This window comes from Pontivivens marinum, assembly GCF_900231835.1.
Taxonomy (GTDB): domain Bacteria; phylum Pseudomonadota; class Alphaproteobacteria; order Rhodobacterales; family Rhodobacteraceae; genus Pontivivens; species Pontivivens marinum.
Map to the genome: position 1 here is coordinate 394,786 of NZ_OCTN01000001.1, position 26,669 is coordinate 421,454.

General features: G+C 59.8%; 20 protein-coding genes and 1 tRNA gene. 8 read left to right on the forward strand and 13 right to left on the reverse strand.

Annotated features, from left to right (window positions below):
* The first annotated feature begins 97 nt into the window (after positions 1-97).
* Positions 98-1,105 (forward strand): extracellular solute-binding protein, encoded by a 1,008-nt coding sequence (locus CR254_RS02010; RefSeq protein ID WP_097928132.1) that lies wholly within the window; start codon positions 98-100, stop codon positions 1,103-1,105.
* Between the two features lie 68 nt (positions 1,106-1,173).
* On the opposite strand, the gene gatA is transcribed toward CR254_RS02010, so the two are convergent.
* The 4 genes from gatA to CR254_RS02030 all read right to left on the reverse strand — a co-directional run bounded on the left by gatA (position 1,174) and on the right by CR254_RS02030 (position 4,668).
* Positions 1,174-2,658 (reverse strand): Asp-tRNA(Asn)/Glu-tRNA(Gln) amidotransferase subunit GatA, encoded by a 1,485-nt coding sequence (gatA, locus tag CR254_RS02015; RefSeq protein WP_097928133.1) that lies wholly within the window; start codon positions 2,656-2,658, stop codon positions 1,174-1,176.
* Between the two features lie 2 nt (positions 2,659-2,660).
* Positions 2,661-2,948, reverse strand: a complete 288-nt coding sequence (gene gatC / locus CR254_RS02020; RefSeq protein WP_097928134.1) for an Asp-tRNA(Asn)/Glu-tRNA(Gln) amidotransferase subunit GatC — start codon at positions 2,946-2,948, stop codon at positions 2,661-2,663.
* A gap of 54 nt (positions 2,949-3,002) precedes the next feature.
* Positions 3,003-4,322, reverse strand: coding sequence for a guanine deaminase (gene guaD / locus CR254_RS02025; RefSeq protein ID WP_097928135.1), 1,320 nt, complete (start codon positions 4,320-4,322; stop codon positions 3,003-3,005).
* 142 nt (positions 4,323-4,464) lie between these two features.
* Positions 4,465-4,668 (reverse strand): cold-shock protein, encoded by a 204-nt coding sequence (locus tag CR254_RS02030; RefSeq protein ID WP_097928136.1) that lies wholly within the window; start codon positions 4,666-4,668, stop codon positions 4,465-4,467.
* A gap of 247 nt (positions 4,669-4,915) precedes the next feature.
* Here CR254_RS02030 and CR254_RS02035 point away from each other — a divergent pair, with 247 nt between their 5' ends.
* The 5 genes from CR254_RS02035 (at position 4,916) to CR254_RS02055 (ending at position 10,271) form a co-directional block, all read left to right on the forward strand.
* Positions 4,916-5,740 (forward strand): TerC family protein, encoded by an 825-nt coding sequence (locus CR254_RS02035; RefSeq protein WP_097928137.1) that lies wholly within the window; start codon positions 4,916-4,918, stop codon positions 5,738-5,740.
* Between the two features lie 148 nt (positions 5,741-5,888).
* Positions 5,889-6,830, forward strand: a complete 942-nt coding sequence (locus CR254_RS02040) for a 5-bromo-4-chloroindolyl phosphate hydrolysis family protein (RefSeq protein WP_097928138.1) — start codon at positions 5,889-5,891, stop codon at positions 6,828-6,830.
* A gap of 3 nt (positions 6,831-6,833) precedes the next feature.
* On the forward strand, positions 6,834-8,012 hold the full coding sequence (locus tag CR254_RS02045) for a toxic anion resistance protein (RefSeq protein ID WP_097928139.1): 1,179 nt from the start codon (positions 6,834-6,836) through the stop codon (positions 8,010-8,012).
* A 75-nt stretch (positions 8,013-8,087) separates the two neighbouring features.
* Positions 8,088-9,200, forward strand: coding sequence for an SPFH domain-containing protein (locus tag CR254_RS02050; RefSeq protein ID WP_097928140.1), 1,113 nt, complete (start codon positions 8,088-8,090; stop codon positions 9,198-9,200).
* Positions 9,201-9,203: 3 nt separating this feature from the next.
* Entirely contained in the window at positions 9,204-10,271 is a 1,068-nt protein-coding gene (locus CR254_RS02055; protein WP_097928141.1) for a TFIIB-type zinc ribbon-containing protein, read from the forward strand.
* A gap of 74 nt (positions 10,272-10,345) precedes the next feature.
* Here CR254_RS02055 and CR254_RS02060 read toward each other — a convergent pair whose 3' ends face one another.
* Both CR254_RS02060 and CR254_RS02065 read right to left on the reverse strand, forming a co-directional pair.
* The gene (locus CR254_RS02060; protein ID WP_097928142.1) at positions 10,346-16,369 is read right to left on the reverse strand and encodes a beta strand repeat-containing protein; all 6,024 of its coding nucleotides are present in this window, start codon (positions 16,367-16,369) and stop codon (positions 10,346-10,348) included.
* 290 nt (positions 16,370-16,659) lie between these two features.
* Complete coding sequence (locus tag CR254_RS02065) at positions 16,660-18,243, reverse strand: bifunctional metallophosphatase/5'-nucleotidase (protein WP_097928143.1); 1,584 nt, start codon at positions 18,241-18,243, stop codon at positions 16,660-16,662.
* Between the two features lie 175 nt (positions 18,244-18,418).
* Between CR254_RS02065 and CR254_RS02070 the strand changes: the two genes are divergently transcribed.
* Positions 18,419-19,795 (forward strand): aminotransferase, encoded by a 1,377-nt coding sequence (locus CR254_RS02070; protein ID WP_097928144.1) that lies wholly within the window; start codon positions 18,419-18,421, stop codon positions 19,793-19,795.
* Between the two features lie 41 nt (positions 19,796-19,836).
* On the opposite strand, the gene CR254_RS02075 is transcribed toward CR254_RS02070, so the two are convergent.
* On the reverse strand, positions 19,837-20,055 hold the full coding sequence (locus tag CR254_RS02075) for a DUF3072 domain-containing protein (RefSeq protein WP_097928145.1): 219 nt from the start codon (positions 20,053-20,055) through the stop codon (positions 19,837-19,839).
* Between the two features lie 68 nt (positions 20,056-20,123).
* Complete coding sequence (locus CR254_RS02080; RefSeq protein ID WP_097928146.1) at positions 20,124-20,333, reverse strand: DUF6324 family protein; 210 nt, start codon at positions 20,331-20,333, stop codon at positions 20,124-20,126.
* A 96-nt stretch (positions 20,334-20,429) separates the two neighbouring features.
* Between CR254_RS02080 and CR254_RS02085 the strand changes: the two genes are divergently transcribed.
* Positions 20,430-20,506 (forward strand) — tRNA-His (locus CR254_RS02085).
* 7 nt (positions 20,507-20,513) lie between these two features.
* On the opposite strand, the gene CR254_RS02090 is transcribed toward CR254_RS02085, so the two are convergent.
* From CR254_RS02090 to CR254_RS02110, 5 genes are read right to left on the reverse strand one after another with little or no spacing between them, the layout of a single operon-like run.
* Positions 20,514-21,737: a glycerate kinase type-2 family protein gene (locus CR254_RS02090; protein ID WP_097928147.1), complete on the reverse strand. Its 1,224-nt coding sequence runs from the start codon at positions 21,735-21,737 to the stop codon at positions 20,514-20,516.
* A gap of 4 nt (positions 21,738-21,741) precedes the next feature.
* The gene (locus CR254_RS02095; protein WP_097928148.1) at positions 21,742-22,236 is read right to left on the reverse strand and encodes an aminomethyltransferase family protein; all 495 of its coding nucleotides are present in this window, start codon (positions 22,234-22,236) and stop codon (positions 21,742-21,744) included.
* Positions 22,229-25,129, reverse strand: a complete 2,901-nt coding sequence (locus tag CR254_RS02100; protein ID WP_097928149.1) for a sarcosine oxidase subunit alpha family protein — start codon at positions 25,127-25,129, stop codon at positions 22,229-22,231. The genes CR254_RS02095 and CR254_RS02100 overlap by 8 nt, the downstream gene beginning before the upstream one ends.
* Positions 25,126-25,377, reverse strand: a complete 252-nt coding sequence (locus tag CR254_RS02105) for a sarcosine oxidase subunit delta (RefSeq protein ID WP_097928150.1) — start codon at positions 25,375-25,377, stop codon at positions 25,126-25,128. The genes CR254_RS02100 and CR254_RS02105 overlap by 4 nt, the downstream gene beginning before the upstream one ends.
* 37 nt (positions 25,378-25,414) lie before the next feature.
* The gene (locus CR254_RS02110) at positions 25,415-26,665 is read right to left on the reverse strand and encodes a sarcosine oxidase subunit beta family protein (RefSeq protein ID WP_097928151.1); all 1,251 of its coding nucleotides are present in this window, start codon (positions 26,663-26,665) and stop codon (positions 25,415-25,417) included.
* Between the last annotated feature and the right edge of the window lie 4 nt (positions 26,666-26,669).

A 26,669-nucleotide genomic window follows, 5' to 3' on the forward strand; every position in this document is an offset into this window, starting at 1 on the left:
CAACTAATTTAGTCAGAAATGACTCTTGACTATTTTTGTCGGAATGTGGTGAACATGCCAACGCAATTTACGCCAGATAAATAATGAGGAATTCCCCATGCTGCGTACACTCTTGCTTACCACTGCAACGCTTGCTGTTGCTGCACCTGCCTTCGCACAGGAGCTGAACCTGTATTCTTCGCGTCACTACGACACGGATGAGCGTCTGTACTCCGAATTCGAGGAAGCAACCGGCATCACCATCAACCGCATCGATGGTAACGCGGACGAGCTGATCGAGCGTATGGCAGCCGAGGGCGCAAACTCCCCCGCTGATGTTCTGCTGACCGTTGACGCATCCCGCATCACCCGCGCCGAGAGCGCAGGCGTCCTGCAAGCGGTTGAGAGCGAGGCGCTGGAGGCAGCAATCCCCGCCAACCTGCGCGATGATGACAACCACTGGTTCGGCTTTTCGCAGCGCGCCCGCATGATCTTCTTCGCCAAGGATCGCGTTGAGAACCCACCTGCGACCTATGCCGATCTGGCCGATCCAGCCTATGCTGACATGGTCTGCATCCGCTCCTCGACCAACACCTATAACCAGACCCTGCTGGCATCCATCATCACGCATGAGGGTGTTGAGGCCGGAACCGAATGGGCACAGGGCATCGTGTCCAACATGGCGCGCGACCCACAGGGCGGGGACACTGATCAGCTGCGCGGTCTGGTTTCGGGCGAGTGCGATATCGCTGTCACCAACTCCTACTACTTCGCCCGCGCCCTGCGTCAGGACGTTGATGGCCTCAGCGGTGACACCGATAATATCGGCTGGGTCTTCCCCGATCAGGACGGCAACGGCACGCATGTTAACATCTCCGCCGGTGGCGTAGCTGCACATGCACCGAACCGCGACAACGCGATTGCGTTCCTTGAATATCTGGCCAGCCCCTCGGCACAGGAATACTTCGCCAACGGCAACGATGAATTCCCCGTCGTGGCCGGTGTTGAGGTCGGCGAATACGCCGCATCGCTGGGCGAGTTCAAATCCGACGAAGTTGGTCTGGCTGACGTTGCTGCAAACATCCCTGCTGCACAGCAGGTGTTCAACACGGTTGGTTGGGAGTAATTCCAACCCTCTGAAACGCGAAAGGGCGCCCCACGGGGCGCCCTTTTTTGTGTCCGCTTAGGTGGCAGTTACCACCAGCGCGCAGCCTTGGCCGTGAAACCGGCTGCCTTCTCCAATGCGGCCGCAGTGTTGAGCAGGTCGCCCTCCTCCCACGGCTTACCGATCAGTTGCAGGCCCAACGGCAATCCATCCGCCGACAGTCCCGACGGCACCGAAATGCCCGGCAGCCCGGCAAGGTTAAGCGTGACCGTGAACACGTCGTTCAGATACATCTCGACCGGATTCATCTCCGCCGCAGCCCCCAGCGCGAATGCGGGGGACGGGGTTGCCGGCGTCAGGATCGCGTCGATCCCATCGGCAAAGACCTTCTCGAAATCGCCCTTGATCAACGTGCGAACGCGCTGCGCCTTGCGGTAATAGGCGTCATAGAAACCCGCGCTGAGGACATAAGCGCCCAGCATCACGCGGCGCTGCACCTCGGTGCCGAAACCTTCCGCACGGGTTTTCTCATACATGTCGTCAATGCCATCACCCGCGCCCAGCTTTGCACGGTGGCCGTATTTCACGCCGTCATAACGCGACAGGTTCGACGACGCCTCCGCCGGAGCGATGACGTAATAGGTCGGCAGCGCATATTTCGTGTGCGGCAGCGAGATATCGACAACCTCCGCCCCTGCATCACGCAGCATCGCGGCGCCGTCGTCCCACTGCTTTGCAATCGCATCGGATAGACCGTCGAGGCGGTATTCACGCGGAATGCCGATCTTCTTGCCGCGAATGTCACCGGTGATTGCGGCCTCGAAATCAGGCACGGCAATATCGGCGGAGGTGCTGTCCTTTGCATCATGACCGGCCATTGCGCCCAGCATGATCGCGGCGTCGCGCACCGTTTTGGTCATCGGTCCCGCCTGATCCAGCGAGGACGCATAGGCGATAATGCCCCAACGCGAACAGCGACCATAGGTCGGGCGCAGGCCCACAGTTCCGGTAAACGCGGCCGGCTGGCGGATCGAGCCGCCCGTATCCGTACCCGTTGCACCCAGACACAAATCAGCCGCAACCGCCGCAGCCGACCCGCCGGACGATCCGCCCGCCGTCAGCTTTGTCTCGGACCCTGTTGCGCGCCAAGGCGACACGGTGGAACCATAGACGGAATATTCGGTGGCGGAGCCCATGCCGAACTCATCCATGTTCAGCTTGCCCAGCATAACCGCGCCGGATGCCCACAGTTTCGACGTGACGGTCGATTCGTACCGGGGGGTAAATCCGTCGAGAATCTTGGACGCCGCCTGCGAGCGGACGCCCTCGACGCAGAACAGATCCTTAACGCCCAGCGGAATGCCGGTCATCGCGGTTGCATCGCCTGCCTTGATCCGCGCATCGGCGCTATCGGCCATTTCCAGCGCCATATCGGCGGTGGTGGTGACAACAGCGTTTAGCGCAGAGGCATCGGAAATCGCGTCCAGACAGCTTTGCGTCAGGTCGCGACTGGTTACGTCGCCCTTGGCCAGCAGATCACGCGCATCGGCAATAGTCAGTGCATTTAGGGTCATGGTCATTCCACCACCTTTGGAACTGCAAAGAAGCCCTCACGCGCGTCGGGCGCGTTGGCCAGAATGTCGTCCTGACGATTACCATCGGTAATCACGTCTTCACGGCGCTTTAGCTGCATTGGCGTGACCGAGGTCATCGGCTCCACACCATCCGTGTCCACTTCGGACAACTGTTCCATAAAGGCGAGCACAGCGCTCAGCTCCTGCGCGAGAGCGGGCAAACGCTCCTGCTCAACACGGATGCGGGCGAGATGCGCAACGCGGCGCGCGGTATCGGTATCGATGGCCATTGGCGGGTTCCCTCTCAGGCGTCGGTCAGGGTGTAGCGGCGGTGGCGGCTGGGTTCAAGCATCAGGCAACATCTGGTGCCCCTTCGCAGGCATCATCGGGCGACCGGCGACGTAAACCTGACGCACGGCGCGATCATCGCCCAGCATGATTGTGGGGAACAACGCCCCCCAAATGTCATCGGCTCGCGCGGCGCGTTGTGCAATCACGGGGGTTGAGCTGAGGTCCAGAACCGTGATGTCCGCCTCGCGCCCCGCAACCAGATTGCCGACCTTATCCCCGATGCGCAACGTATCGGCGGCACCCTGCGTGGCCAGCCACAGCAGTTCGGCAGCATGCAGGCTGTCACCACGCAATTGCCCAACCTCATAGGCCGCAGCCATGGTCCGCAACATCGAGAAGCTGGACCCGCCGCCAACATCCGTGGCCAAGCCGATGGGAATGCCCCGCTGCATCAATCCGCGCACATCGCATAGGCCCGATCCGATAAAGGTGTTCGAGGTCGGGCAATGCGCCACCCCCGATCCTGTCGCGGCCAGTGCTGTGATCTCACGCTCGGTCAGATAGATAGAATGTCCCATGATCGCGCCCGCACCGGTCAAACCGTATTGCTCATAGACGGACAGGTAGTCGGGATGATCGGGGTAAAGTTCCTTCATCCACTGGATTTCCTCACGCTGCTCGCTCAGATGCGTTTGCATGGCACAGGTCGGGCTTTCGGCCCATAGCGCCCCCGCCGCCTGCAATTGCGCGGGGGTTGAGGTCGGGGCAAAACGCGGCGTGATCGCATAACCCAACCGGTCTACACCGTGCCATTTTTCCAGCAGCGCCTTGGACTGGTCATATCCCGTTTGCGCCGTATCGCGCAGCCCCTCGGGCGCGTTGCGATCCATCATCACCTTGCCGCCGATCATCCGCATCCCGCGCGCCTGCGCAGCGGTAAAGTAAGCGTCCACGCTCTCAGGATGGATGGTGCAGAAACTCGCCGCACTGGTGATGCCATTGGCCAGCGAGAAATCGAAATACATCCCCGCGATCAGTTGCGCATGATCCGCATCGCCGAACCGCATTTCCTCGGGGAAGGTATATGTCTCCAGCCAATCGATCAGGCGTTTGCCCCAACTGGCGATGATTCCCGTCTGTGGATAGTGCACGTGCGAATCGACGAATCCGGCAATCAACAACGCATCGCCATGATCCACGACCGTGCAATCCACATGCCGCGCGCGCAGATCGGATGCATCACCAACCTCCACGATCATCCCGTCGCGCAGCAGGATCGCACCGGTGGAATGGTGACGCACAGCGCCCAATCCAGCGGTAAACGGGTTGTCGTCAAAGCTCAGGGTCTGGCCCAGGAGGAGCGTGGTGGCCATCGTCAGGTATCCATTCGTAAATTACACCCATCCAGATAGGACAGTTTCGGGGTGAAGTCCCGCTCCGATCTGCGGTCCGATACCAGCCATAAAAAAGGGGCACCCGCAGGCACCCCTTTGAATTTCGGTAATGTGGAGTGCGTTAAACGACCAGGTCGCCCGCGCTCTTGCGGCCATCACGACCGTCGATCAATTCATACTCGATCGGTTGATTGTCCTGCAGAGACTGTAGTCCAGCTTGTTGAACAGCGGAGATGTGGACGAAAATGTCCTTTCCGCCGTCATCCGGTTGAATGAATCCATAACCCTTTTCAGAGTTGAACCACTTGACGATACCTTTGGCCATTACTGACGGTCCTTAGAGTAGTGTGGTAGGGCAACGTGCCCTGCCTTCGCTTTCCCCTCAACCGCCCCGGCACGCCAATGACGCGCTGAATAGTCTTCAGGGTACTGGGAATGTAGCTGAAAACAGGCCTTCGTTCAACGCAAGCATAATTTTTCCAAAGCAAAACTTTGACTACCCTGTGCTAAATTGTAGAACCCAACCCAATTGCAAAGCGAAGCCGGTGAGGCTTACGAAATAAGGTAGCGTCATGGAATTGCTCACACTCGAAAACCTCGGCACCCTGGTGATGCTGATCTTCCTTCAGGCCGTATTGGGCTTTGATAACCTGCTCTATATCTCCATCGAATCGCAGCGTGCGCCGATCGCGGATCAGGCCCGCGTGCGCCGCTGGGGTATTCTGATCGCCATTGCACTGCGCATCATCCTGCTCTTCGTGATGATCCAATTGCTGCAAACCCTGTCCCAAACATTGTTCAGCCTGAATTTTGAGGGGATCATCACCGGCGAGTTCACCTTTGCCACTCTGGTCTTCCTGTTTGGTGGCGGCTTCATCATGTACACAGCGGTCAAGGAAATCGCGCACCTGCTGGCGATGGACCACCTTGGCCACGGGGTGGAGAGCAAGCAGCGCCGCTCCGCGGCCTCTGTCATTGCGATGATCGTGTTCATGAACCTGATCTTCAGCTTTGATTCGATCCTGTCCGCCATTGCGATCACAACCGTCTTCCCGATCCTCGCCATTGCGATCCTGCTCTCGGGTCTGGCCATGCTGCTGCTGGCCGACACCGTGTCCGAATTCATCGAGAAGAACCGCATGTACGAGGTTCTGGGCCTGATGGTCCTGCTGATCGTCGGTGTGGTTCTGTTGGGTGAGGGCGGACATCAGGCGCATATGAAACTGTTCGGCTACGAGGTTCTGGCCATGTCCAAATCCACCTTCTACTTCTCGATCGTGGTGCTGTTCGTCGTACAGGTCCTGCAAACCGGCTATCGGCGCAAACTGGAGGCCGTACGTGCGCATCGCCGCACACAAACTTCGCCAGAACATGTTAGTAATGGCCCTGCGCAGTAGCGATCAGACCTCTGAGTGCCTATAATAATGCGAACGGATTAAATCAGGAGCATCATATGGGACGAGGCAACATTGGACGCGTGGCCACCGCAATACTGGTGGTCGTCGTCGCCGTCGTCGCGTTCAAGGCATTCGGAGGGCCAATCTGATGGCCCGTCGTTTTGGCGGGCAGTTCAGCAATGGCGGCGCGACCGACGCGCCCCAATCTCCGCAAAATCGGGCCTCACAAAATCAGGCCCCGCAAAAATCAGCATGGTCCGGCCGGACCGTGCAACGCTGGACCGGACGCCTGACACTGGTTTCGGTCGCGGCATTCCCGATGTTGGCCGCAGGCTTGCTTGAGCTTGGCTCGGGCGATGCATTGCAAGCGGTGGGCGAACTGGCCGCCTTTGCCGCAATGGCTGGCGGCGTCTGGCTAACCCGTGAGGGGCTAAAGGCCGAGGACGCCTATGCCGCCCGCACCGTCGCCCATGCCCCCCGTGCCCCGCGCAAAATTGCAGGTGCTGTTGCCATGGGCATCGGCGTCGCATTGGGTGCGGCTGTGGGATGGGAACTCGGTGTAGTGCAGGGCGCCGTCTATGGCGTTGTCGCGGCCACCGCACATGTCGCCGCATTTGGTCTGGACCCGATGCGGGCCAAGGGCAGCTCGGACATTTCCGATTTCGACCGCGACCGCGTTGCCGGTGCCGTGGACAAGGCGGAAGCCCTGCTCGCCGACCTAATCGCACAGGCCAGCCGCATCCGTGACCGCAACGTCGCCGCGCGTGTCGACAGCTTTGCCGCCGCCGCCCGCGATATGTTCCGCCGGATTGAGGAAGACCCCCGTGATCTGGCCGGTGCCCGCCGCTACCTTGGAGTGTACCTGTCAGGCGCACGGGATGCGACAGCGCAATTCGCAGACCTGTGGGCACGCGCCCCTGAAACAGCGGCGCGTCAGGATTACCTCGCCCTGCTTGATGATCTCGAGATGCGCTTTAACGCAAAAAGTGCCACCTTGATTGAAAATGACCGCTCTGCCCTCGACATCGAAATCGAGGTGCTGCGCGACCGACTGCAACAAGAGGGCGTCCGCCCTAGAAAGATGGAGTGAACCATGCCTTCCGAGACCATCCGCACCAAAGCCGAGACCGCATTGCGCGAGGCAGAGATCGTCACCTCTACCCTGCTGCCCGAGCCCACGGACGCCAATCTGCCCGTCGTTGCCGGTTCCGTGCCACAGGATCAGATCGACACCCGCGTGGCGGAGCTGGACATGGAGGACACACAGTCCATCATCCGCTTCGGTTCAGGCGCGCAATCCGAATTGCAGGTCATCTCGCAGCAAATGCTGGCAGGCGTGCGCAACAAGGATATCGGCCCCGCCGGCAATTCCCTGCGCGACATGGTATCCTCGCTGCGCGGGTTTTCCGCCGCAGAACTGGACCCGAACGCGGAGCGTAGCTGGTGGCAAAAACTGCTGGGCCGCGCCGCGCCACTCGCCAACTTCACCGCGAAGTTCGAGGAAGTGCAGGGCCAGATCGACCGCATCACCGATGAGCTGCTGGAGCATGAGCATACCCTGCTCAAGGACATCAAATCGCTCGACCTGCTCTATGAAAAGACCCTCGATTTCTATGACGAGCTTGCGCTGTACATCGCGGCTGGTGAGGCAAAGCTGGCCGATCTGGACGCCAACGACATCCCCGCCAAGGTTGCCGCCGTTGAGGCAGCACCCGAGGATCAGGGCGTGATGAAGGCGCAGGAGCTGCGCGACCTACGCGCCGCCCGTGATGATCTGGAACGCCGCGTCCACGACCTGAAACTGACCCGTCAGGTGACGATGCAATCGCTGCCCTCGATCCGCCTGGTTCAGGAAAACGACAAGAGCTTGGTGACAAAAATCAACTCAACCCTCGTGAACACCGTGCCCCTGTGGGAAAACCAGTTGGCACAGGGCATCGCCATCCATCGCAGCCGCGAGGCCGCAACCGTTGTGCGCGATGCAAACGATCTGACCAACGATCTGCTGCGCCAGAACGCCGAAAACCTGCAAACCGCCAACCGCGAAATCCGCACGGAAATGGAACGCGGCGTCTTCGACATCGACGCGGTCAAGGATGCAAACCAGCGCCTGATCGACACAATTCAGGAGAGCCTGCAAATCGCGGATGAGGGTAAGGCAAAACGCGCCGCCGCCGAGGTAGAGCTGCAATCCATGGAGCAAAAGCTCAAGGAAACGCTGGCCAGCGCCAAGGCAGCAAACGTAGCACAACCGGTTACCGATCAGGTTTAACCCACGCACGTCCCCTCCCTCGCACCAACGGGGGAGGGTTAGGAAGGGGGCCCCGCGCCCCACAAGGAGAACCCAATGCCCATTTTCGACTTCCTGCGCGGCGAATTTATCGACGTCATTCACTGGACCGAGGATAACCGCGACAAAATGGTCCACCGCTTCGAGCGTGAAGGCCATGCCATCAAATACGGCGCGAAACTGACCGTGCGTGAGGGGCAAGCCGCCGTTTTCGTGCACGAAGGCCAGATCGCAGACGTGTTCGCACCGGGCCTGTATATGCTCGAAACGAACAACATGCCGATCATGACGACGTTGCAGCACTGGGACCACGCCTTCCAGTCGCCGTTCAAGTCCGAGATCTACTTCGTTTCCACCACACGGTTCACCGACCTGAAATGGGGTACAAAAAACCCGATCATGTGTCGTGACCCCGAATTCGGCCCCGTTCGCCTGCGCGCATTCGGCACCTATACTGTCCGCATCACGGATCCTGCGAAATTCATGCAGGAAATCGTGGGCACCGACGGTGAATTCACCACGGCTGAGATCACATATCAGTTGCGAAATATCATCGTGTCCCGCTTCTCGACCGCGATTGCGGGTTCGGGAATTCCCGTGCTGGATATGGCGGCGAATACCGATGATCTGGCGAAATTCGTGGCCGCGAAAATCGCGCCTGAAATCGCAGAATACGGCATCGAATTGCCGATGCTGATGATCGAGAACATCTCGCTGCCCGCCGCAGTGGAGCAAGCAATGGACCGCCGCACCTCCATGGGCGTTGTCGGCGATCTGGGCCGCTACACGCAGTTTCAGGCAGCCGAGGCAATGGCAGAGGCCGCGAAAAACCCCGGTGGCGGTATGGGCGCAGGGCTCGGCATGGGAATGGGCATGGCGATGGCGCAAAACGGCCCATGGGGCAGCGCACCAGCCGCAGCCGCTCCTGCCGCAGCCGCACCACCCCCACCACCACCGGTCGAGCACGTTTGGCACATCGCCGAAAACGGCGCGACCCACGGCCCCTACTCCAAGGCACGCCTTGGCCGCATGGTACAGGAGGGCGGACTGACCCGCGACACCCTCGTCTGGACTGCTGGCGCTGCGGGCTGGACCAAGGCAGGCGACATTCAGGAGCTGGCGCAACTCTTTACCGTCATGCCACCGCCGCCCCCACCGCCGGGCGTTTAATCCATGGGTGAGCTTGAGACCCACCGCTTCCCCTGCGGGACGTGCGGTTCCGACCTGCGTTTCGCACCGGGCGAGCGGTTATTGCGCTGCGATCATTGCGGCGCGACCGAGGGGATGCCCGCCGCATCGCCATGGGATCGATCAGCCGTCGCGGAAAACGATATCCGCGGCGCGCTAGCCACCACGGCAGAGCCGGAGATGGAGGAAACCCGCGTTGTCCAGTGCACCTCCTGCGGCGCGCAGGTTGAGTTTGATCCGAATGAACACGCGGCGGAGTGCCCCTTCTGCGCCTCGCCCATGGTCACCGGAACCGGCATAAACCGCCACATCAAACCACGCGGCATCCTGCCCTTTGATATCGATCAGGGTGGCGGGCAGAATGCGATGCAGAAATGGCTGCGCGGGCTATGGTTTGCCCCGAATGCGCTGAAAAAATATGCGCGCTCGGATCACAAATTACAGGGCATCTACCTGCCCTACTGGACCTTCGACGCGCAGACGGAAACCGATTATCGCGGTCAGCGCGGAACCAAGCACAAACGCACCGTTAGTGATGGGAAGAAGCAAACCACGATCCGCTGGCGACCGGTCAGCGGGCATGTCTCACACTTCTTTGACGATGTGCTGGTGACAGGCTCCCGTACCTTGCCCGAGAATCAGATCCGCAAAATCTCGCATTTCGATCTGTCCGCCCTGGAACCCTATCGCCCGCAATTCCTCGCCGGTTTTAGGGCCGAGGCCTATTCCATCGATGTGGTTGAGGCGAAAACCCTCGCCGAGCAAATGATCGACGGTGAGGTCCAAACCCTTATCAAACGCGATATCGGCGGTGACCGGCAGCGGATCGACGATATGCAGGTCACGCTATCGGATGTGACCTATAAGCATATCCTCGTGCCCGTCTGGATCGCCGCCTATCGGTTCCGCGGTAAAAGTTATCGTTTTGTCGTCAATGCACGTACCGGCGCCGTCACCGGTGAGCGTCCATGGTCGCCGGTCAAGATCGCTATCGCGGTTGTGCTGGGTGCCATTGCTGCCGGTATTGTCGCCTTTATCAGCGCCAACAGCTAAAAACCTAAATCACGAAACGAAAAAGGGGGCGCAACCGACAGGTTGCGCCCCCTTTTATTTGGCTCAAAACCCTATCAGGTGATGAAGAACAGTTCGTCAACCAGCGCCAGCTCAGCGTCCAGAACTTCCTGCGGGATATCGTCACAATCGTCGATGGTTGGCGTATCGCCGTCCAGACCGACCACATCCAGCAGATCATCCAACAGACCGCCCAGACCACTTTCCGCACCAATTGCATAGGTGGAGATGGTGGCGTTGTAGTCATCGACCAATGCCTCAACCGCATCCTCGGCACCTGTGCTGGACGAACCACCACCGGTGAAGATGAACACGCGGTTATCCGCATTTTCATCCATCTCGCTCTGCAACGATGTCAGTGCACCGCTGAGGTTCGAGGAGGAAGCAAGGCTGCCATCGATGTCATATGGGCTGCCGATCTCCGTCGCGGTGGAACCGTATGTGAAGTAGCTGCTCGATGTGCTGAGGTCGGAGAAGTTATCCCAAACCGTTGGCAGCACTTCACCCAACTGACCTGCCATCTCGATCGAAAGGTCGATCCAGCTGGTGCTGCCGTCGCCGTTGAAATCGCAATCGAGCGACGCAACATTGACGAACATCGAGGCCGAAGCATCGATCAGGAAGTAGTAGTTCACATCTGCCGAAACGCCGGCATCCGAACCCTCACCATTCACAACGATCTCGATCGTAGCGGAATCACCCTCACCAGCCGCGTCAGATGCGGAGTAGTTGAAGGAGACGATCTCGCTCTGACCATCGTTCAGTGCAAGGAACTGATCGCTAGGATCGAAGGCAAACGTACCGTCTGCCTCAACCGTCAGCGTACCGGTCCAGCCCTTGCCAGCCGAGGTCAGCTCAATCGCCGCACCCGGAACAAGCGTCTGACCCGCAACTGTTTCGATCGTGATCGTGTCACCGATGTCATTATCGGTCACCAGAGCCGACAGATCGCCAGTGGCGACTTCCGTCTCAAGGATCTCGATGATCTGGCCAGTCGCAACCGGTGGCGTGTTTGGTGCTGCATCATCAGCGCCAGTGATCGTAACCGTTACGGACTTCGTATCGGTCTGGACCACACCACCATCGCTGGATTCAACAGTGTACTGGAAGGTGAACGTATCGATATCACCGGCATTCATGATCTCAGCGGCTTGTGCGCTAGGCTGATAGCGCATCGAACCATCAACGAAGACCGTCAACGTACCGGTCAGGCCGTTATCGGTGATGATGTTGTTCGCAACAACATTACCGAAGCGACCGGAGGTCGAAAGGCTCATCCCGTCGCTGATACCAGCCAACGTAACCGCATCACCATCTGGATCGCTTGCGCCATCCATAATGTTGACGTTCAGCAGCTCGGTGTCCTCATCCGTGGTGTATGCCTGATCGATAGCAATCGGCGGAGAGTTGATGCCGTTGATATCAATCGTTGCAGTCGCGGTGGAGGACTGAACCGTGGTTCCGCCAGTCGATTCTACGGTGAACTCGAAGGTGATGAAATCAGGCTGATCCTGATCCAGATCGGTCGAGGTGGACACATAGGTGAATGTGCCATCCGCGTTGATCGTCAGCAGGCCAGTGCCACCCTCGGTGGTTGTGACTGCAACAGCCTCACCGATTGCGCCCAACGATGTGGAGACCAGCGAAATCGCATCGCCATCCGCATCCGTGGAGTTTGCAAGCAGATCGCCCGAAACCGTGGAGATTTCGCCAATGTTGTTCTGCTCGAACACCACCACACCAACATCGCCAGCAATCGGCGCAACGTTCACGCCGTTGATGTTGATCGTTGCCTGCGAGGAGGAGAACTGCTGCGTCACACCGCCCGAGGAAACTGCGGTGAATTCAATCACCACCATGTCGCTCTCGTTCAGGTCCATGGAGCTGTCCAGAGCGGTCAATGTGAACGAACCGTCCGCACCAATCGTCAGTTCAGCGTCATGACCGCTGGTGGTTGTGACAATAACCGTCTCCCCCACGGCACCGACCGAGGTCGAGAACACAGTGATCGCATCGCCATCAGCATCCGTAGCACCGTCCAGCAGGTTGCCAGTGACAACGTTGCTCAGGCCCTGATCGTTCGCCTCGGATATCTGGAAGGTCGAGTTGACCGTCACAGGCGCCACGTTCACGCCGTTGATGTTGATCGTCGCCGTTGCCGTGTCGGATTGCGTAACCACGCCACCGGTGGATTCAACCGTGAAGTCGAAGGTGATGCTGTCTGCCTCACCCAGGTCCAGGCTGTCATCGGTGGATACGAACGAGAATGTACCATCGGTGTTGATCGTCAACTCACCGGTACGACCGCCATCGGTGGTGACGGAAACCGTATCACCAATTGTGCCAACCGTGGTGGATGCCAGAACCAGCGTGTCACCGTCGATATCCGTTGCATCGAACAACAGGTTGCCAGCAGCGGTGCTGGTCAGACCCTGATCGTTCATCTCGTTCAGCGTGATGCTCTGCGAGATAGCAACCGGCGCATCGTTCAGGCCGTTGATGGTGATCGTCACCGTCTTTGTGTCGGTCTGAACCGTGGTGCCGCCCGACGATGCGATTGTGTAATCGAAGGTCAGGGTATCGGTTTCGGTCAGGTCCAGCGCATCGCTGGTCGATGTGAAGGTGAACGTACCGTCATCATTGATCTGAAGAAGACCGCTTTGGCCGCCTTCAGTCGTGACCAGACGTGTACCGCCAATCGCACCCAGTGTGGTGGATTGCAGGGACATCGCATCGCCATCCGCATCAACCGCACCGGCCAGCAGATCGCCGTCGATTGCGTTTGGTGTGGTTGGGGCGGTGGATGCCTCATCCATGCTCAGATCGATGTTCTGCGCCGCAGGACCAACATTCACACCAGCGATGGTAACAGTCGCGGTCTGCGTGTCGAACTGATCCGTTACACCACCCGACGACACAACAGTGAAGTCGAAGGTGTAGCTGTCAGTCTCGCCCAGATCCATGCTGTCATCAGCCGAGGACAGTGTGAACGAACCATCAGCAGCCACTGTCAGCAGCGCCGCAACGCCCGCTGCGGTGGTTACTGCCAGCGTCTCACCCAGTGCACCGGCGGAGATACCGGAGACTGTGATCGTGTCGCCATCCGCATCAGTCGCGCCGTTCAGCAGGTTGCCCGCTGCGGTGCTGTTCTGACCCTCAGCGTTCTGCTCGCTGATTGCGAAGCTCTGCGCCGTGGCAACAGGACCTTCGTTCAGGCCAGTGATGGTGATCGTCGCAGTGGACGATGCCGTCGCCTGACCGTCAGTGGCGGTATAGCCGAAGGTGATTGTGTCTGTCTGACCCATATCCAGATCAACACCATCCGGCGTGAAGGTGAACGAACCGTCTGCGTTAACGATCAGCGTACCGGTGTTGCCGCCATCGGTGGTGACGCTAACGCCCTCACCCAATGCGCCAGCGGTGATGCTCTCAACAGTGATGACATCGCCATCCGCGTCGGTCGCATCGTCCAGCAGGTTGCCGGAAACAGGTGTCGCCTCATCGGTCAGCGCGGCAACAACCTCAACAACTGGTGCAACATTGTCTGTTACGCCGGTCACTGTGATGGTCAGCGTGCCGTCAGCCGAGGCCGTTTCACCAGCAGTCTCACCCGAGGTGCGGGTCATCACGACGTTATCGATACGGCCGCCATAGCTGTCGCTGACTGGCAGACCCTCGAATGCGATGCGGTGATCGCCCTCAGTCAGGTCGAAATTGACCGTCAGGGACTTCTTCTCCAGATCGTCGGAGTTCAGCGTTGCAACAACAACCCCGTCAACCAGAACCGAAACACCCGAAGTGTCGTCGATTTCGCCGTTCAGGGCGCGTGCATAGAAGTCGAGGCTCAGCTCGAAGGAACCGTCGGAACCAGCGTAGACATCCTGATACAGCGTGCTGTTAAAGCGCGCGTCCAGCTCAGCCACGGTGTTGTTGGTGTCGATGTTTTCCGAACCGCCAACGTTACCGCTTTGCAGTTCGATATCGCCTTCCAGAACCGACCAGCCCTCAACCAGATCCTGATCGAGATAGTTCCACTGACCGTCTGTGCCGCTGGTGTTGAACAGCAGCTCGGAACCGCCACCCTCGAAGTCGCCGTTGACGATCAGGCGATCATCAGGAGTCGCAACAGTCGTGGTCGCAGTTGCAGTGTAGTTCAGGCTGATTGTGTCAACGTCGCCGTCGTTCAGCTCCTCGAAGCCTTCGTTAGGCTCGAAGGTGTAGGAACCGTCTGCGTTCACTGTCAGCAGACCGGTCAGACCACCCTCGGAGGTCACTTCAAAGCTCTCGCCAACAACGCCGCCCTCGATCGCGGAAACGGCCAGCGTCCCCTCGGTCGTTGCGTCGTTCTCCAGGATGTTGCCCGAAACAGCGGTATCTTCGTCAGTGGTGTTTGTGTCGTTCTCGACCGAGATAACCGGCCCGTCCGACGCGCCGTCGATGGTCACAGTGACCGTCGCGGTGTCGTAAACATAGGCAGGGACTTCCTCAGTCGAACCCAGCACCAGATCGTCGATGCCGCCGGACCCCTTGAGCACAACAACCATGTACGAAACGTCTACACCGTTCAGCGCAACTTCGTTGATGGAGTTGTTGGAGCCGCCGCTGACCCACTGCTCGCCAGTCTTGCACCAGTTCTCATCAAAGAAACCGATCCAGACACCTTCTTCGTTGTCTACGATGGTCAGCGAGCTGACATCAGTAGGCTCATCGAAGGAGAAGCGGATTTCGCCGCCAGCAGCGTTATCATCAGGATCCCACTCGTGGCCGTCCTCGGAGATGATCAGCAGGTTGCCCTGCGTATCAGTCGCCAGATCCCAGTCGCCGCCGGTCGGGTTGTTGGAGTCGAAGATCATCGCCTCGTCAATGCACTTGTTATAGGCATGAACGTTGATGGTAACACCGTCGATCTGGTTGGTGATCGTCTCACCGGTGTTGAACTCTTCGAAGTCGATTGTGCGTGTGCTGTCGATGGTTGTGAAACCATCCTGCGACTTAACAGTGAAGTCGAAGCTGAACGTGTCCGTCTCACCCTCGGCCATGTCGTTCGCATCAGCACCCGGAGTATAGGTGTATGTGCCGTCTGCGTTCACAACAACCGTACCGGTATAGCCGTTCGCAGTGGTAACCTCGATTGCCTCACCGATCGCGCCCAGCGATGTGCCGTCCAACGTGACAACGTCGCCGTCTACGTCGAATGCGCCGTCCATAACGTTGCCAGTAACGGCCTCGTCCTCGGAGGTGCGAACCGCCTGATCAACAGCAACAGGCGCATCGTTTACGCCGGTAACTTCGATGGTCAGTGTCGCGGTATCTGTCAGGCCGTCGGAATTCAGAACCGTGTAGTCGAGGGAGACAGTTGCCGTCTCGCCTGCACCCAGTGCATCGAAGTCGCCAGCAGCATCGAAATCAACGGAACCGTCAGCAGCAACCAGAACGCGGCCGCCATCTTCCAGATCGATCCAAACGCCGACCAGCGATGCGGAGCCGTCGATTTCCTTGACGACCAGCGCCTCGGATGTGTTGGACGCATCGTTCAGCAGAACGTTGATGTCGTTATCGCCAAAGCCTTCGCCCTGCATAACAGCAAGGAAGTCGTCATCCGCATCAGGCGCCGAAGCATGCGAACCGATCTCACCGCCGTCTAGGCAGGCATAGCTCAGCGAGCCACAATCGCCGTAGTAGCATGCAGCGGTCAGCTCAACGCCCTGCGCAGGAACTGCACCGTAGAACGCGAAGTGATCGTTGCCGCCGTCAGGCAGGTTCGTGCCCTCGATCTCGATCATGTAGTAGGTGTTGCCATCATCGCCGTGCACGACGAAGTAGCCTTCCCAGTAGACGTTACCGGCATCGGTCCAGTTTCCGTCCTCGTTCAGCCAACCGGACTGATTGTCCGAACCCTGCTCGTTCGCATTACGACCACTGTCGCCAGCCAGACCGGAATCATTGTCGCTGACATACATCGTCGCATCAGCACCCGAATAGGTGAAGCTGTCGCCGGTGCTGAAGTTGCTGTCAGTACGGATCGAGTTCTCATCGATAACCGTGAAACTGTTCCAGGAATAATTGCTACTGCGGCCCATACATTCGATCCTCTTTTGCAGCACTTGCTGCGTGTCCCTTGAAGCGACTCCATCGCATGGAGTCGGGAGAGATCGCCCCCACGACGCTCTCTGATGGTGGTTAACTATCGGTTAAATGTGACCGCAATTAGGCCCACCCAGCCCTATTCACTCTCAATCCGAGTAGGCCCGCACCCCCGTCACGTCCAGTAAAAACACGTAGAACAGTGCATTTTGCAACGAAGAGGGCGCGCCACTTTTCAGTGACACGCCCCATGGTTGTATTGTGACGCTAGGTCTTACTGTGCGCCTTACTCGACAGAAGTGATCCGACCACCGATTCCCGGAACATAATCACCCGCTGCGGCCAGATAATCTGCAAGAACAACTTCCAGACCGGGGCCGTAATCGTAAGTATTCGTGCCCTCATCAGCGAAGACGGCGTAACCATCGCCGCCACCACGCATGAAGTTGTTGGAGGCAACGCCGTAGATCGCGCTTGGGTCCAGTGCGGTGAACGAACCGTCCTCGCCCTCGATCTCAACCGAAACGATACGTGCGCCAACTTCGGCTGCCGGATCCCATGTGAAGCGCATGCCGCCAACCTGTGGGAAGCGACCGCCGCCATCCTCAACCTGACTAACACCGTTTTCCAGCGCGGTCAGAATACCGGCACCGGTCAGGTTGAACGTGGCCAAAGTGTTCTGGAACGGCAGAACCGTCAGCACCTCACCCATGGTGACCTCACCCGCGTCAATGGACGAACGCAGGCCGCCACCGTTAACGATTGCGACGTCGATGCCCTGCCCCTCAAGACGCTCCAGCATTGCGGTGGTGACCAACGCACCCATCTCGCACTCAACGGCACGACAGGACGAACGGTCGCCATCAATGGACGCAGAGGTGGAGCCGATCACACGGTTGCGGATTTCATCCAGCGGGCCTGCCAGCTCCTCAACACGCGCAACAGTTGCGACATCCTCGGTCACGCTGGCATCCAGTAGGCGAGGCTCACCGGTTGCGGAGATCAGGTTGCCATCATCATCGAATGTGATCTGCAACTCGCCCAGATATTTGGTGTAGGCATAGGCCTGAACAACCGCCGTATTTCCAACCATAGTTGGGTATGGGCCATCTGCATCCTCGTCCAGATTGGACAGGAACGTGTTTGAGTGACCGCCAACGATCACGTCCACACCCTCAACCGCGGCAGCGACTTCCAGATCGACATTGTAACCGGAATGGCTGAGCACAACGATCTTGTTGATGCCCTGCGCCTCAAACCGCTCAACCTCGGCGCGCACGGCGTCGATCGGGTTCGAGAAGGTCACATTGTTACCCGGCGAGGACAGAACCGAGGTTTCCTCAGGCGTCAGACCGATCAGGCCGATCACCTCACCACCGATGGTCACGATGGAGGATTTGTTCAGCACGCCGTCCAGCAGCGGCTCCGCCGAAACATCCGCGTTGGACATCAGGACGGGGAAGTTAACCGTATCCATAAATCCACGCAGAACCTCAGGACCGTCGTCGAATTCGTGGTTGCCCACGGTCATCGCGTCGTACTCCATCAGGTTCATGAACTCAGCGGCTGCCTGACCCTTATAGTAGGTGTAGAACAACGTGCCCTGGAACTGATCGCCACCATCGACCAGCAGGACGTTTTCATTGGCTGCGCGTGCCTCGGCGATTGCGCTAACCAAACGGGCCATGCCGCCAAAGCATTCGCCAGCGGTGTTGTCCTCGGCGTTGCACGATGAATCGTATTTGCTGATCGGCTCAATGCGGCTGTGCACATCATTGGTGTGAACGACGGTCATGCTGAAATCGGCATGCGCGGTCGTCGCCAGTGCGCTCAGCGCGACGGTGGCGGCTAGAATCGGCTTCAGGGACATTTATGACCTCATTTGGCTGTTGGATAACGGCATCGTGGTAAGAGTTGACCAAAAGATCAACGGTGCAGATCACCCTTCGCATGAATGTCACGCTAGGTCGTGATGTGATTCATCACGATTCAACGCATTGCTATGGCGACAACACTCCCCCACGCTCCGCGTAGGAGGACATGTCATGACCGTTCAATTAACCAATACCCAAACCCGCGATGTAGAGGCCCTGCTGCACCCCTACACCAACGCCGTGACCCATCGCGCGACCGGCGCGCATGTGATTGAGCGGGGCGAGGGCGTCTATGTTTACGACGATCAGGGCAACCGGTTTCTAGAGGGGATGGCCGGCCTGTGGTGCTGCGGCCTCGGTTTTGGCGACGAGGAGTTGATCGAGGTGGCGCAGGCCCAAATGGCCAAGCTGCCCTATTACCACCTGTTCGGCGGGCGCAGCCATGAACCCGCGATTGAGCTGGCCGAGAAGATCAAGGACCTCGCCCCCGGCATGTCCCGCGTGTTTTACCAATCCAGCGGCTCCGAGGCGAACGAGACCCAGATCAAGCTGGCATGGTATTACAACAACGCCATGGGCCGCCCTGATAAGAAAAAGATCATTAGCCGCGTAAAGGGCTATCACGGCGTGTCCATCGTCTCTGCCTCACTGACCGGATTGCCCTATAATCACAAGGGGTTCGACCTGCCGGTGGATCGCATCCACCACACCTCGACCCCGCACTATTTCCGTGGCGCGCATGAGGGCGAGACCGAGCTGGAATTTTCCACCCGCCTCGCCCACGAGCTGGAGCAGATGATTCTGGCTGAGGGGCCAGACACCGTCGCTGCCTTCATCGCTGAACCCGTCATGGGCGCAGGCGGGGTGATTGTGCCCCCCAGTGGCTATTTCGAAGCGATCGGACCGGTTTTGGCCAAATACGATATCCTGTGCATCGCGGATGAGGTCATCTGCGGCTTTGGTCGCACCGGCGAATGGTTCGGCTCGCAACGGCTGGGCATGCAACCCACCTCGATGAGCATGGCAAAGCAGCTGACCGGCGGCTACGTCCCCCTCTCCGCCGTCGCCATCAACGCCGATATGGCATCCGTGATTGAGGGATATTCCGGCGAGATTGGCACGCTGGGCCACGGCTTTACCTATGGCGGCCACCCGCTGGGCTGCGCCGTGGGTTCCGCTGCCATCGACATCATGCGCCGCCGCGATATTCCGGCCCATGTCAGATCGCTTGAGGGTGAATTTCAGCGCCGCCTGCGCACCTATTCCGACAACCCGCTGGTGGGTGAGGCCAGAGGCGTCGGCCTGCTGGGCGCGCTGGAACTAACCCCGGGAGGGCGCGGCACCTTTGATCCGGTGGGCAAGGTTGGCGCGTTCATGGCCGCCGAGCTATTGAAAAACGGCGTGATTCTGCGCGCGGCAGGCGATTCCATCGTGTTCTGCCCCCCAATGACCATCACTGCCGATGAGGTGGAGGAGCTGTTCGCCCCAATCGAAAACTGCCTGAACGCAACCCTGCACTGGGCAAAATCCGAAGGCCTGATGTCCTGAAACGCAGACGGCCCCCGAGCTTGCTCAGGGGCCGTTAACTCTCAGCCATTCATCTCACGCTGTAACTGCGCAATCCGAATCGCAGCATCTGCCTGACTCAGCGATCCATCAAACGACTCACCTGCCATCTCGCATAAATTTTGCAGCGTATCGGCCTGTGCAGCGGTCATTGCCTGCCCGCCAGCCGCATAAATTCCCGGCGTTTTCGCGTTGATCTGCGCCTGACGGCGTGCGGTTTCGGTCCTTGTATCATCGGTCATGTGAACCTCCTATGTTCACATAACGCGCACCCACCCCGATCCGCGCCGAGAAAATTCCGATCAGCAGATCAGCGCTTTTTCTTGGCAATCCGCTCAGCCACAACACGGGCTTGTGCCGCTGCTGCGCGCAGTTCTTCTGCAATTTCCTCGGCTTCGTCCGCATCGAAGTCCAGTGGCAGGTCAATGCCTGCTGCCTCAACATATAACCGAACCATGCCCAAATCGGTTGGTCCGATCTGGATGTTGGCCGCGATCTCGCTCTCGCTATTAATGCCCATTTTCGTTCTCCTTTTGCGTTGCCCTACCCCGCAAGTTCGCTTCTGTCCAGATCACCCCTTGCATTCGCCGGAAACGGGCGGTATTCCCCCCGCAGTGCCGTCATAGCTCAGTAGGTTAGAGCGCTTGATTGTGGATCAAGAGGTCCCCCGTTCGAGCCGGGGTGTCGGTACCATTATTCCTCATTCGATATATATCGCGCGGAAATCGTTCACATTCGTCAATGTGGGTCCGGTGATAACCTGCGCGTTTAGCCGCGCAAACAGGCCGTGGCCGTCGTAATTCGCCATGGCGCCATTCAGACCGGATCGATCCGTTTGCGGCCCGATCAATGCGCCCGCAACCTCCGCCGCGCCATCAACGCCATCCGTATCGCATGCAATCGCATGAATACCCGATGCACCATCCAGCCCGTCCAGCAGTCCCATCAGGAATTCCACGTTACGCCCCCCGCGCCCCGTGGCATCGGCGGGCAGGGTCACGGTGGTTTCGCCGCCTGACAACAGAATGCAGGGCGGCGCAATTGGCAGGCCGTGCTGCCGAACGCTCAACGCCATACCGGCCATTGCGCGACCAACCTCGCGGGCCTCCCCCTCAATCGCATCACCCAGAACCAAGCACGGCACCGGGCAAATCGCCTGCGCCGCACGCAGGGACGCCATCGGTGCGGCAATCATCCGCAGCTCCGCCCGATCGAGGGTCTTTGGCGTCTCATTCGCCGGATCAGCCAGCGCAGCAACAACAGAATCGGGTAGATCCATGCCGTAACGCGCCACAATTTCACGCGCATCTTGCAGGGTCGTTGCATCCGCCACCGTCGGGCCGGATGCGATATGCGAGGGGTCATCCCCCGGCACATCCGAAATCACCAGACTCAGAACCCGCGCAGGCCACGCCGCCGCTGCCAAGCGCCCGCCCTTTACCGCCGAAACATGCTTGCGCACGCAATTCATCTCATCAATCGACGCACCGGAGGCCAGCAGCACACGGTTCAACGCCTGCTTGTCCCGCAACGAAACCCCATCAGCGCCCAGTGACAGCAGCGACGATCCACCGCCCGAAATCAGCGCGACCAACAAATCGCCCTCGCCCAAACCCTCGGCCAAGCTCAGGATACGCCGCGCCGCGTCCTCACCCGCCGCATCGGGAACGGGGTGAGATGCCTCGACAATCTCGATCCCTTCGCAGGGCACGGCATGGTCGTAACGGGTGACGATCAGCCCCTCGCACGGGCCCCAAGCGGCCTCCAACGCGGCCCCCATCGCGGCGGAGGCTTTGCCCGCCCCGACCACAACCACACGGCCCGCAGGCTTGGCCGGTAGATGCCCCGCCAAAACCTGCGAGGGCAATGCCGCAGCAACCGCCGCATCAAACATCTGGCGCAGCAGGGTTGGCGCGTCTGTCATAATCTCACATCCTTTGTCGTGCGGCCTGAGACTGCATCGCCTCAACCAGTTCGTGGTGCAGGCTGTGCGCGAAGGAGCGCATGCCCATAATGCGCACGCCCCGTCCCAGCCCGATAATCAGCGCAAACATATGCCCCAGATCGGTGCGCACACAAACACCTTGCGAGATCAGCATCGGATCAACGGGGCAAATGCGGGCCAGAACATGGCCCCAACCATCACCTGTCAGGTCCAGCGCGACCCATCCATCGCCCTGCTCCGTCACCGCAGCAATCCCTGTCAGGTCCGGCGGGGCCTGCGTGGTGAACCACATATCCGCCCCCGCCCAGATCGTGTTCTGCCCGCAACGTCCGACCTGTAAATCCAGCGGCACCTGCGCACCGGCATAGGGGCTGACGGACCACAATGCGTCGATCGGGGCCTCGTCCAACGTCAGCCCCCCCGCGACAAACGGCAGTTCTGCGCCGGAAAAAGCCGACTTCTCGATCAGATCAACCACGCATCCGCCCTCCCTCAGGGTCCATAAAGACGGGATCGCAAATCTCGCAGATCACATCATTGCCGCGCAGCAGGTCCAGCGCCCGTATCTGTTCCCCATGCCGCGCGCGCCCGTTCACCACAAAGCCCAGCGCAATCGCGCCCAAGCTTGGCGAAACACAGGCCGAGGAAACATGCCCCCAATCCGCATCCGGCGCAGGCTCCACCCCCACATCAAACAGATGCGCACCGGACAGCAAGCGTCCCTCACCCACGGCGCGCAATCCGACCAACTGCTTACGCTGCGGCCCGTGCAAACCGTCGCGTTGGCTCATCACCTTACCTATGCAATCCTTGCTAGGGCTGACCATCCGGCCCATGCCCAGATCATCTGCGCTGATGCGACCGTCAATTTCGGCATGGGTGATGAACCCCTTTTCAACCCGCAGGATGTTCAACGCCTCCATCCCGTACAGCCCGCCGCCCAACGCCTGCGCCCGCGCCGTCAGCTCACGCGCCAAGGCATCGCCATAACGCGCCGGAACCGCGATTTCATAGGCCATCTCGCCGGAAAACGAGATACGGAACAACCGCCCTGCAACTCCCCCGATTTGCACCGGACCACAGCCCATAAAGGGCCACTCGGCGTCGGTCAGTTCATGCCCCAGCAATCCCTGTAACAAGGCACTCGATTGCGGCCCCGCCACGGCGAATTGCGCCCATTGGTCGGTGACGCTCACCGCGCTGACCTGCCATTCGGGGTGCAGAGCCTGTGTGCAGAACTCAACATGGGCCATCACCTCACCCGCCGCAGCGGTGGTGGTTGTGATGACATAGCGATCATCGCCCAGCCGCGCGCAGGTGCCGTCATCCATGACCAAACCATCCTCGCGCAGCATCAGCCCATACCGCACCTTGCCCGGCTTTAGCGTGGACATCTTACCAGCATAGATCAGGTCCAGCAGCCTGACCGCATCCGGTCCCTGCACGTCGATCTTACCCAAAGTTGTCACGTCACACACGCCAACCGCGTTGCGGACCCAGCCAACCTCACGATCCGCGCTTTGCTTCCACGTGGTTTCCTCTCCCTCAGGGAACCATGCGGCACGGTGCCATTGGCCCGCTTCAACAAACGAGGCGTTCCGCTCACGGCTCAACCCGTCCGAGGGCGTCAGGCGATGCGGCTGGAACTGCCCCCGCGCCGTGCGCCCCGCCAATGCCGCCACCGGAACCGGAGTATAGGGCGGACGGAACGTGGTGGTTCCAACATCAGGGATTTCACGCCCCGCCAGCTCGGCCAAGACCGCCAGCCCGCCAACATTGCTCAGCTTACCCTGATCCGTCGCCATGCCCAGCGTGGTGTAGCGTTTCATATGCTCGACAGATCGGAAGTTCTCGCGATGGGCCAGCGTCACATCCTTGACCGTCACGTCGTTCTGGAAATCCAGCCACTGACGCCCCTTAACGCCGGTTACATGCCAGAACGGGGTGATGTTCACCGGACCATCCTCGGCCTTCGGAACCTCACCACCGCCACCTGCCTCAACCCCTGCACGCAACGCCGCCGCCGTGCTGAAATCACCGTTCGCCGCACCAATCGCCTGCAAGTTCGGAACCGATCCCGCCACCGACACAAATGCCGCAATATCATCGCGCCAGATCGGCCGCCCGTTCATGTGGCAGGTTAGGTGCACCGAGGGGTTCCAGCCGCCGGACACGGCCAGACATTCCGCCTCAACCCGATGCACGCCGTTTGCATCGCGCACATCCAGATTGCGCAAGCCCAGCCGCCCGCGTGTTTCCACAACCTGCGCGCCCGTATAAACGGGGCAATCCACCGTCGGCGTCACGCCATCGCGTGTGTCGATCAGGGCCGTAACCTCAACCCCGGCCGCCTGCAAATCCGTGACCGTGCGCCAAGCGTTGTCATTATTGCCAAAGACAGCAATTCGCCGCGCCGGCGCCACACCATAGCGATGCAAATAGGCCCGCACCGCGCTGGCCTGCATGATCCCCGGGCGATCATTATTGGGGAAACCTATCATCCGCTCATGCGCGCCACCTGCCAAAATGGCCCGCCCCGCGACAATGCGCCAGAAACAACCGCGTGGCGCACCGTCGGGGATCGTGCCCAGATGCTCACCCACCCGCTCATACGCGCCATAGGTGCCACCATCATAGGCACCCGTCACCGTGGTTCGCGTCATGACGCGCACATTGGGCAGGCTTGCCAGCTCCGCCGCGATGCCAGCCGCCCAAACGGCACCGGTATCATCACCAATGGCAAAACTCTCCGCGTCCAGGCGTCCGCCCAGCCGCATATCCTCCTCAACCAACAGCACACGCTCGCCGCGTCGCCCTGCGGTTAGGGCCGCCATCAATCCGGCAGGACCACTGCCGATGATCAGCAGATCGCAATGCGCCCATGCCCGATCATACCGCTCAACGCTATCCTCACCGGACAATGCGCCCAGACCGGCAGCGGCGCGAATAATCGGCTCGTAAACCCGCTCCCAAAACGCGCGCGGCCACATGAAGGTTTTGTAGTAAAATCCCGCACTCAAGAACCGGCTGAACAGATCGTTGACCGCCATCGCATCATGCCGCAACGACCCCACATGGTTTTGCGTGGCCGCCTGCAAGCCGTCGAAAATCTCCTGCGTTGTGCCGCGCATATTGGGCATCTGCGCCCCGCCCTGCCCCAGTGTGAACAGCGCATTCGGCTCCTCGGAGCCAGCGGTAACAGGGCCACGCGGGCGGTGATATTTGAACGAGCGCCCCTGCAAGACCTGACCATCGGCCAGCAATGCTGCGCTCAACGTATCGCCAGCCAGACCAGCACGCGAAACCCCGTTCAGCGTGAACCGCACGGCCCGATCACGGTTCAGGCGATTGCCCCCAGTTTCGACCCTCATCGTGTGCGCTCCACCGATAGAATTTCGTGGGTAACCGTATTGCGCCGGACACGTAACCACGCACGGCATCCCTGCGCGTGCTGCCATAGCTCCGCATGGGGTCCGGCGGGATTGTCGCGCAGGTAAACATAGTCCTGCCAGTCCTGCGCCGAGGCATCAGCCGCCGGCCGATCAGCCAGACGCGCATCGCCCAGATAGCTGAATTCACGCAAATCACGCGCGCCACATAGGGGACAATTGATCCTCATGCGTCCGCTCCCTCAATCCAATACATTGCCACCTGTCTCAATGCCGGTTCGGACGCGGGCCCGTCCCTTCTTCGTCCAGCAACTGCCCCGTCTCGAACCGGTTCAGCGTGAACCGCGATGCAACCGGATGTGGCTGATCCGTGGCCAGCAGATGCGCATAGCACCAACCAGAGGCAGGCGTTGCCTTGAACCCGCCATAGCACCACCCCCCGTTCAGATAGAGGTTTTGCACCGGCGTGCGGTCAATGATGGGCGAACCATCCATGCTCATATCCATGATACCACCCCACCCGCGCAGCAGCTTTGCGTTGCCCAGCATTGGCATCATAGCCATGCCAGCCTCCATCACATGCTCCATCGCGGGCATATTTCCGCGCGCGGCATAGGAGTTATAAAAATCCAGATCGCCGCCGAAAACCAAGCCGCCCTTATCCGACTGGCTGACATAGAAATGCCCCATGCCAAAGGTCACGACACCGGGCACCACCGGCTTCAGCCCCTCGGAAACAAAGGCCTGCAAGGCGTGGCTTTCCACCGGCAGGCGCAACCCCGCCATCGCCGCCACTTGCGAGGTGCGACCGGCCACAGCCATGCCCACCTTGCCCGCGCTGATAGACCCGCGCGTCGTCTCAACACCCTTGACCACGCCCGCCTCAATCTTGAACCCCGTGACCTCGCAGTTCTGGATCAGATCAACGCCGAACTGGTCAGCACCGCGCGCATATCCCCACGCAACCGCATCGTGCCGCGCCGTACCACCGCGCCCATGCAGCAGCCCACCGCGAATTGGGAACCGCTGGCTGTCGAAATTCAGGAAACTTGCATGATCGCGCACACCCTGCGCATCCAGCAGCACCGCATCATCGCCCTGCAATCGCATCTGATTGCCGCGCCGCGCAAAGGCATCCATCTGCCCGTCAGAATGCGCAAGGTTCAGGATACCCCGCTGCGACATCATCGTGTTGTAGTTCAGCTCCTGCTCCATCCCCTCCCACAATTTCAGCGAGTGGGAATAGAACTCGGAATTTCCGGGCAGCAGATAGTTCGCCCGCACAATGGTTGTGTTGCGGCCCACATTGCCACCGCCCAGATATCCACGCTCCAACACCGCGACATTGGTGATGCCGTGGTTTTTGGCCAGATAATAGGCCGTGGTCAGGCCGTGCCCGCCGCCGCCGATAATAATAACATCGTAATGTGCCTTTGGCGCGGGATCGCGCCAGACTGGTTTCCATCCGGTATTACCGCGCAACCCCTCCAGAAACACCTTAAAGCCTGAATAACCCATGCTC

What these genes read in the sequence shown, in the direction of transcription:
- CR254_RS02040 (WP_097928138.1), top strand. Translation starts at nt 5,889, where the DNA reads ATGGCCCGTCGTTTTGGCGGGCAGTTCAGCAATGGCGGCGCGACCGAC.
- CR254_RS02075 (WP_097928145.1), bottom strand. Translation starts at nt 20,055, where the DNA reads ATGACCGATGATACAAGGACCGAAACCGCACGCCGTCAGGCGCAGATC.
- CR254_RS02080 (WP_097928146.1), bottom strand. Translation starts at nt 20,333, where the DNA reads ATGGGCATTAATAGCGAGAGCGAGATCGCGGCCAACATCCAGATCGGA.
- CR254_RS02010 (WP_097928132.1), top strand. Translation starts at nt 98, where the DNA reads ATGCTGCGTACACTCTTGCTTACCACTGCAACGCTTGCTGTTGCTGCA.
- CR254_RS02100 (WP_097928149.1), bottom strand. Translation starts at nt 25,129, where the DNA reads ATGAGGGTCGAAACTGGGGGCAATCGCCTGAACCGTGATCGGGCCGTG.
- CR254_RS02065 (WP_097928143.1), bottom strand. Translation starts at nt 18,243, where the DNA reads ATGTCCCTGAAGCCGATTCTAGCCGCCACCGTCGCGCTGAGCGCACTG.
- CR254_RS02050 (WP_097928140.1), top strand. Translation starts at nt 8,088, where the DNA reads ATGCCCATTTTCGACTTCCTGCGCGGCGAATTTATCGACGTCATTCAC.
- CR254_RS02035 (WP_097928137.1), top strand. Translation starts at nt 4,916, where the DNA reads ATGGAATTGCTCACACTCGAAAACCTCGGCACCCTGGTGATGCTGATC.
- CR254_RS02045 (WP_097928139.1), top strand. Translation starts at nt 6,834, where the DNA reads ATGCCTTCCGAGACCATCCGCACCAAAGCCGAGACCGCATTGCGCGAG.
- gatA (WP_097928133.1), bottom strand. Translation starts at nt 2,658, where the DNA reads ATGACCCTAAATGCACTGACTATTGCCGATGCGCGTGATCTGCTGGCC.
- CR254_RS02030 (WP_097928136.1), bottom strand. Translation starts at nt 4,668, where the DNA reads ATGGCCAAAGGTATCGTCAAGTGGTTCAACTCTGAAAAGGGTTATGGA.
- CR254_RS02110 (WP_097928151.1), bottom strand. Translation starts at nt 26,665, where the DNA reads ATGGGTTATTCAGGCTTTAAGGTGTTTCTGGAGGGGTTGCGCGGTAAT.
- CR254_RS02055 (WP_097928141.1), top strand. Translation starts at nt 9,204, where the DNA reads ATGGGTGAGCTTGAGACCCACCGCTTCCCCTGCGGGACGTGCGGTTCC.
- CR254_RS02060 (WP_097928142.1), bottom strand. Translation starts at nt 16,369, where the DNA reads ATGGGCCGCAGTAGCAATTATTCCTGGAACAGTTTCACGGTTATCGAT.
- CR254_RS02090 (WP_097928147.1), bottom strand. Translation starts at nt 21,737, where the DNA reads ATGACAGACGCGCCAACCCTGCTGCGCCAGATGTTTGATGCGGCGGTT.
- guaD (WP_097928135.1), bottom strand. Translation starts at nt 4,322, where the DNA reads ATGGCCACCACGCTCCTCCTGGGCCAGACCCTGAGCTTTGACGACAAC.
- CR254_RS02105 (WP_097928150.1), bottom strand. Translation starts at nt 25,377, where the DNA reads ATGAGGATCAATTGTCCCCTATGTGGCGCGCGTGATTTGCGTGAATTC.
- CR254_RS02070 (WP_097928144.1), top strand. Translation starts at nt 18,419, where the DNA reads ATGACCGTTCAATTAACCAATACCCAAACCCGCGATGTAGAGGCCCTG.
- gatC (WP_097928134.1), bottom strand. Translation starts at nt 2,948, where the DNA reads ATGGCCATCGATACCGATACCGCGCGCCGCGTTGCGCATCTCGCCCGC.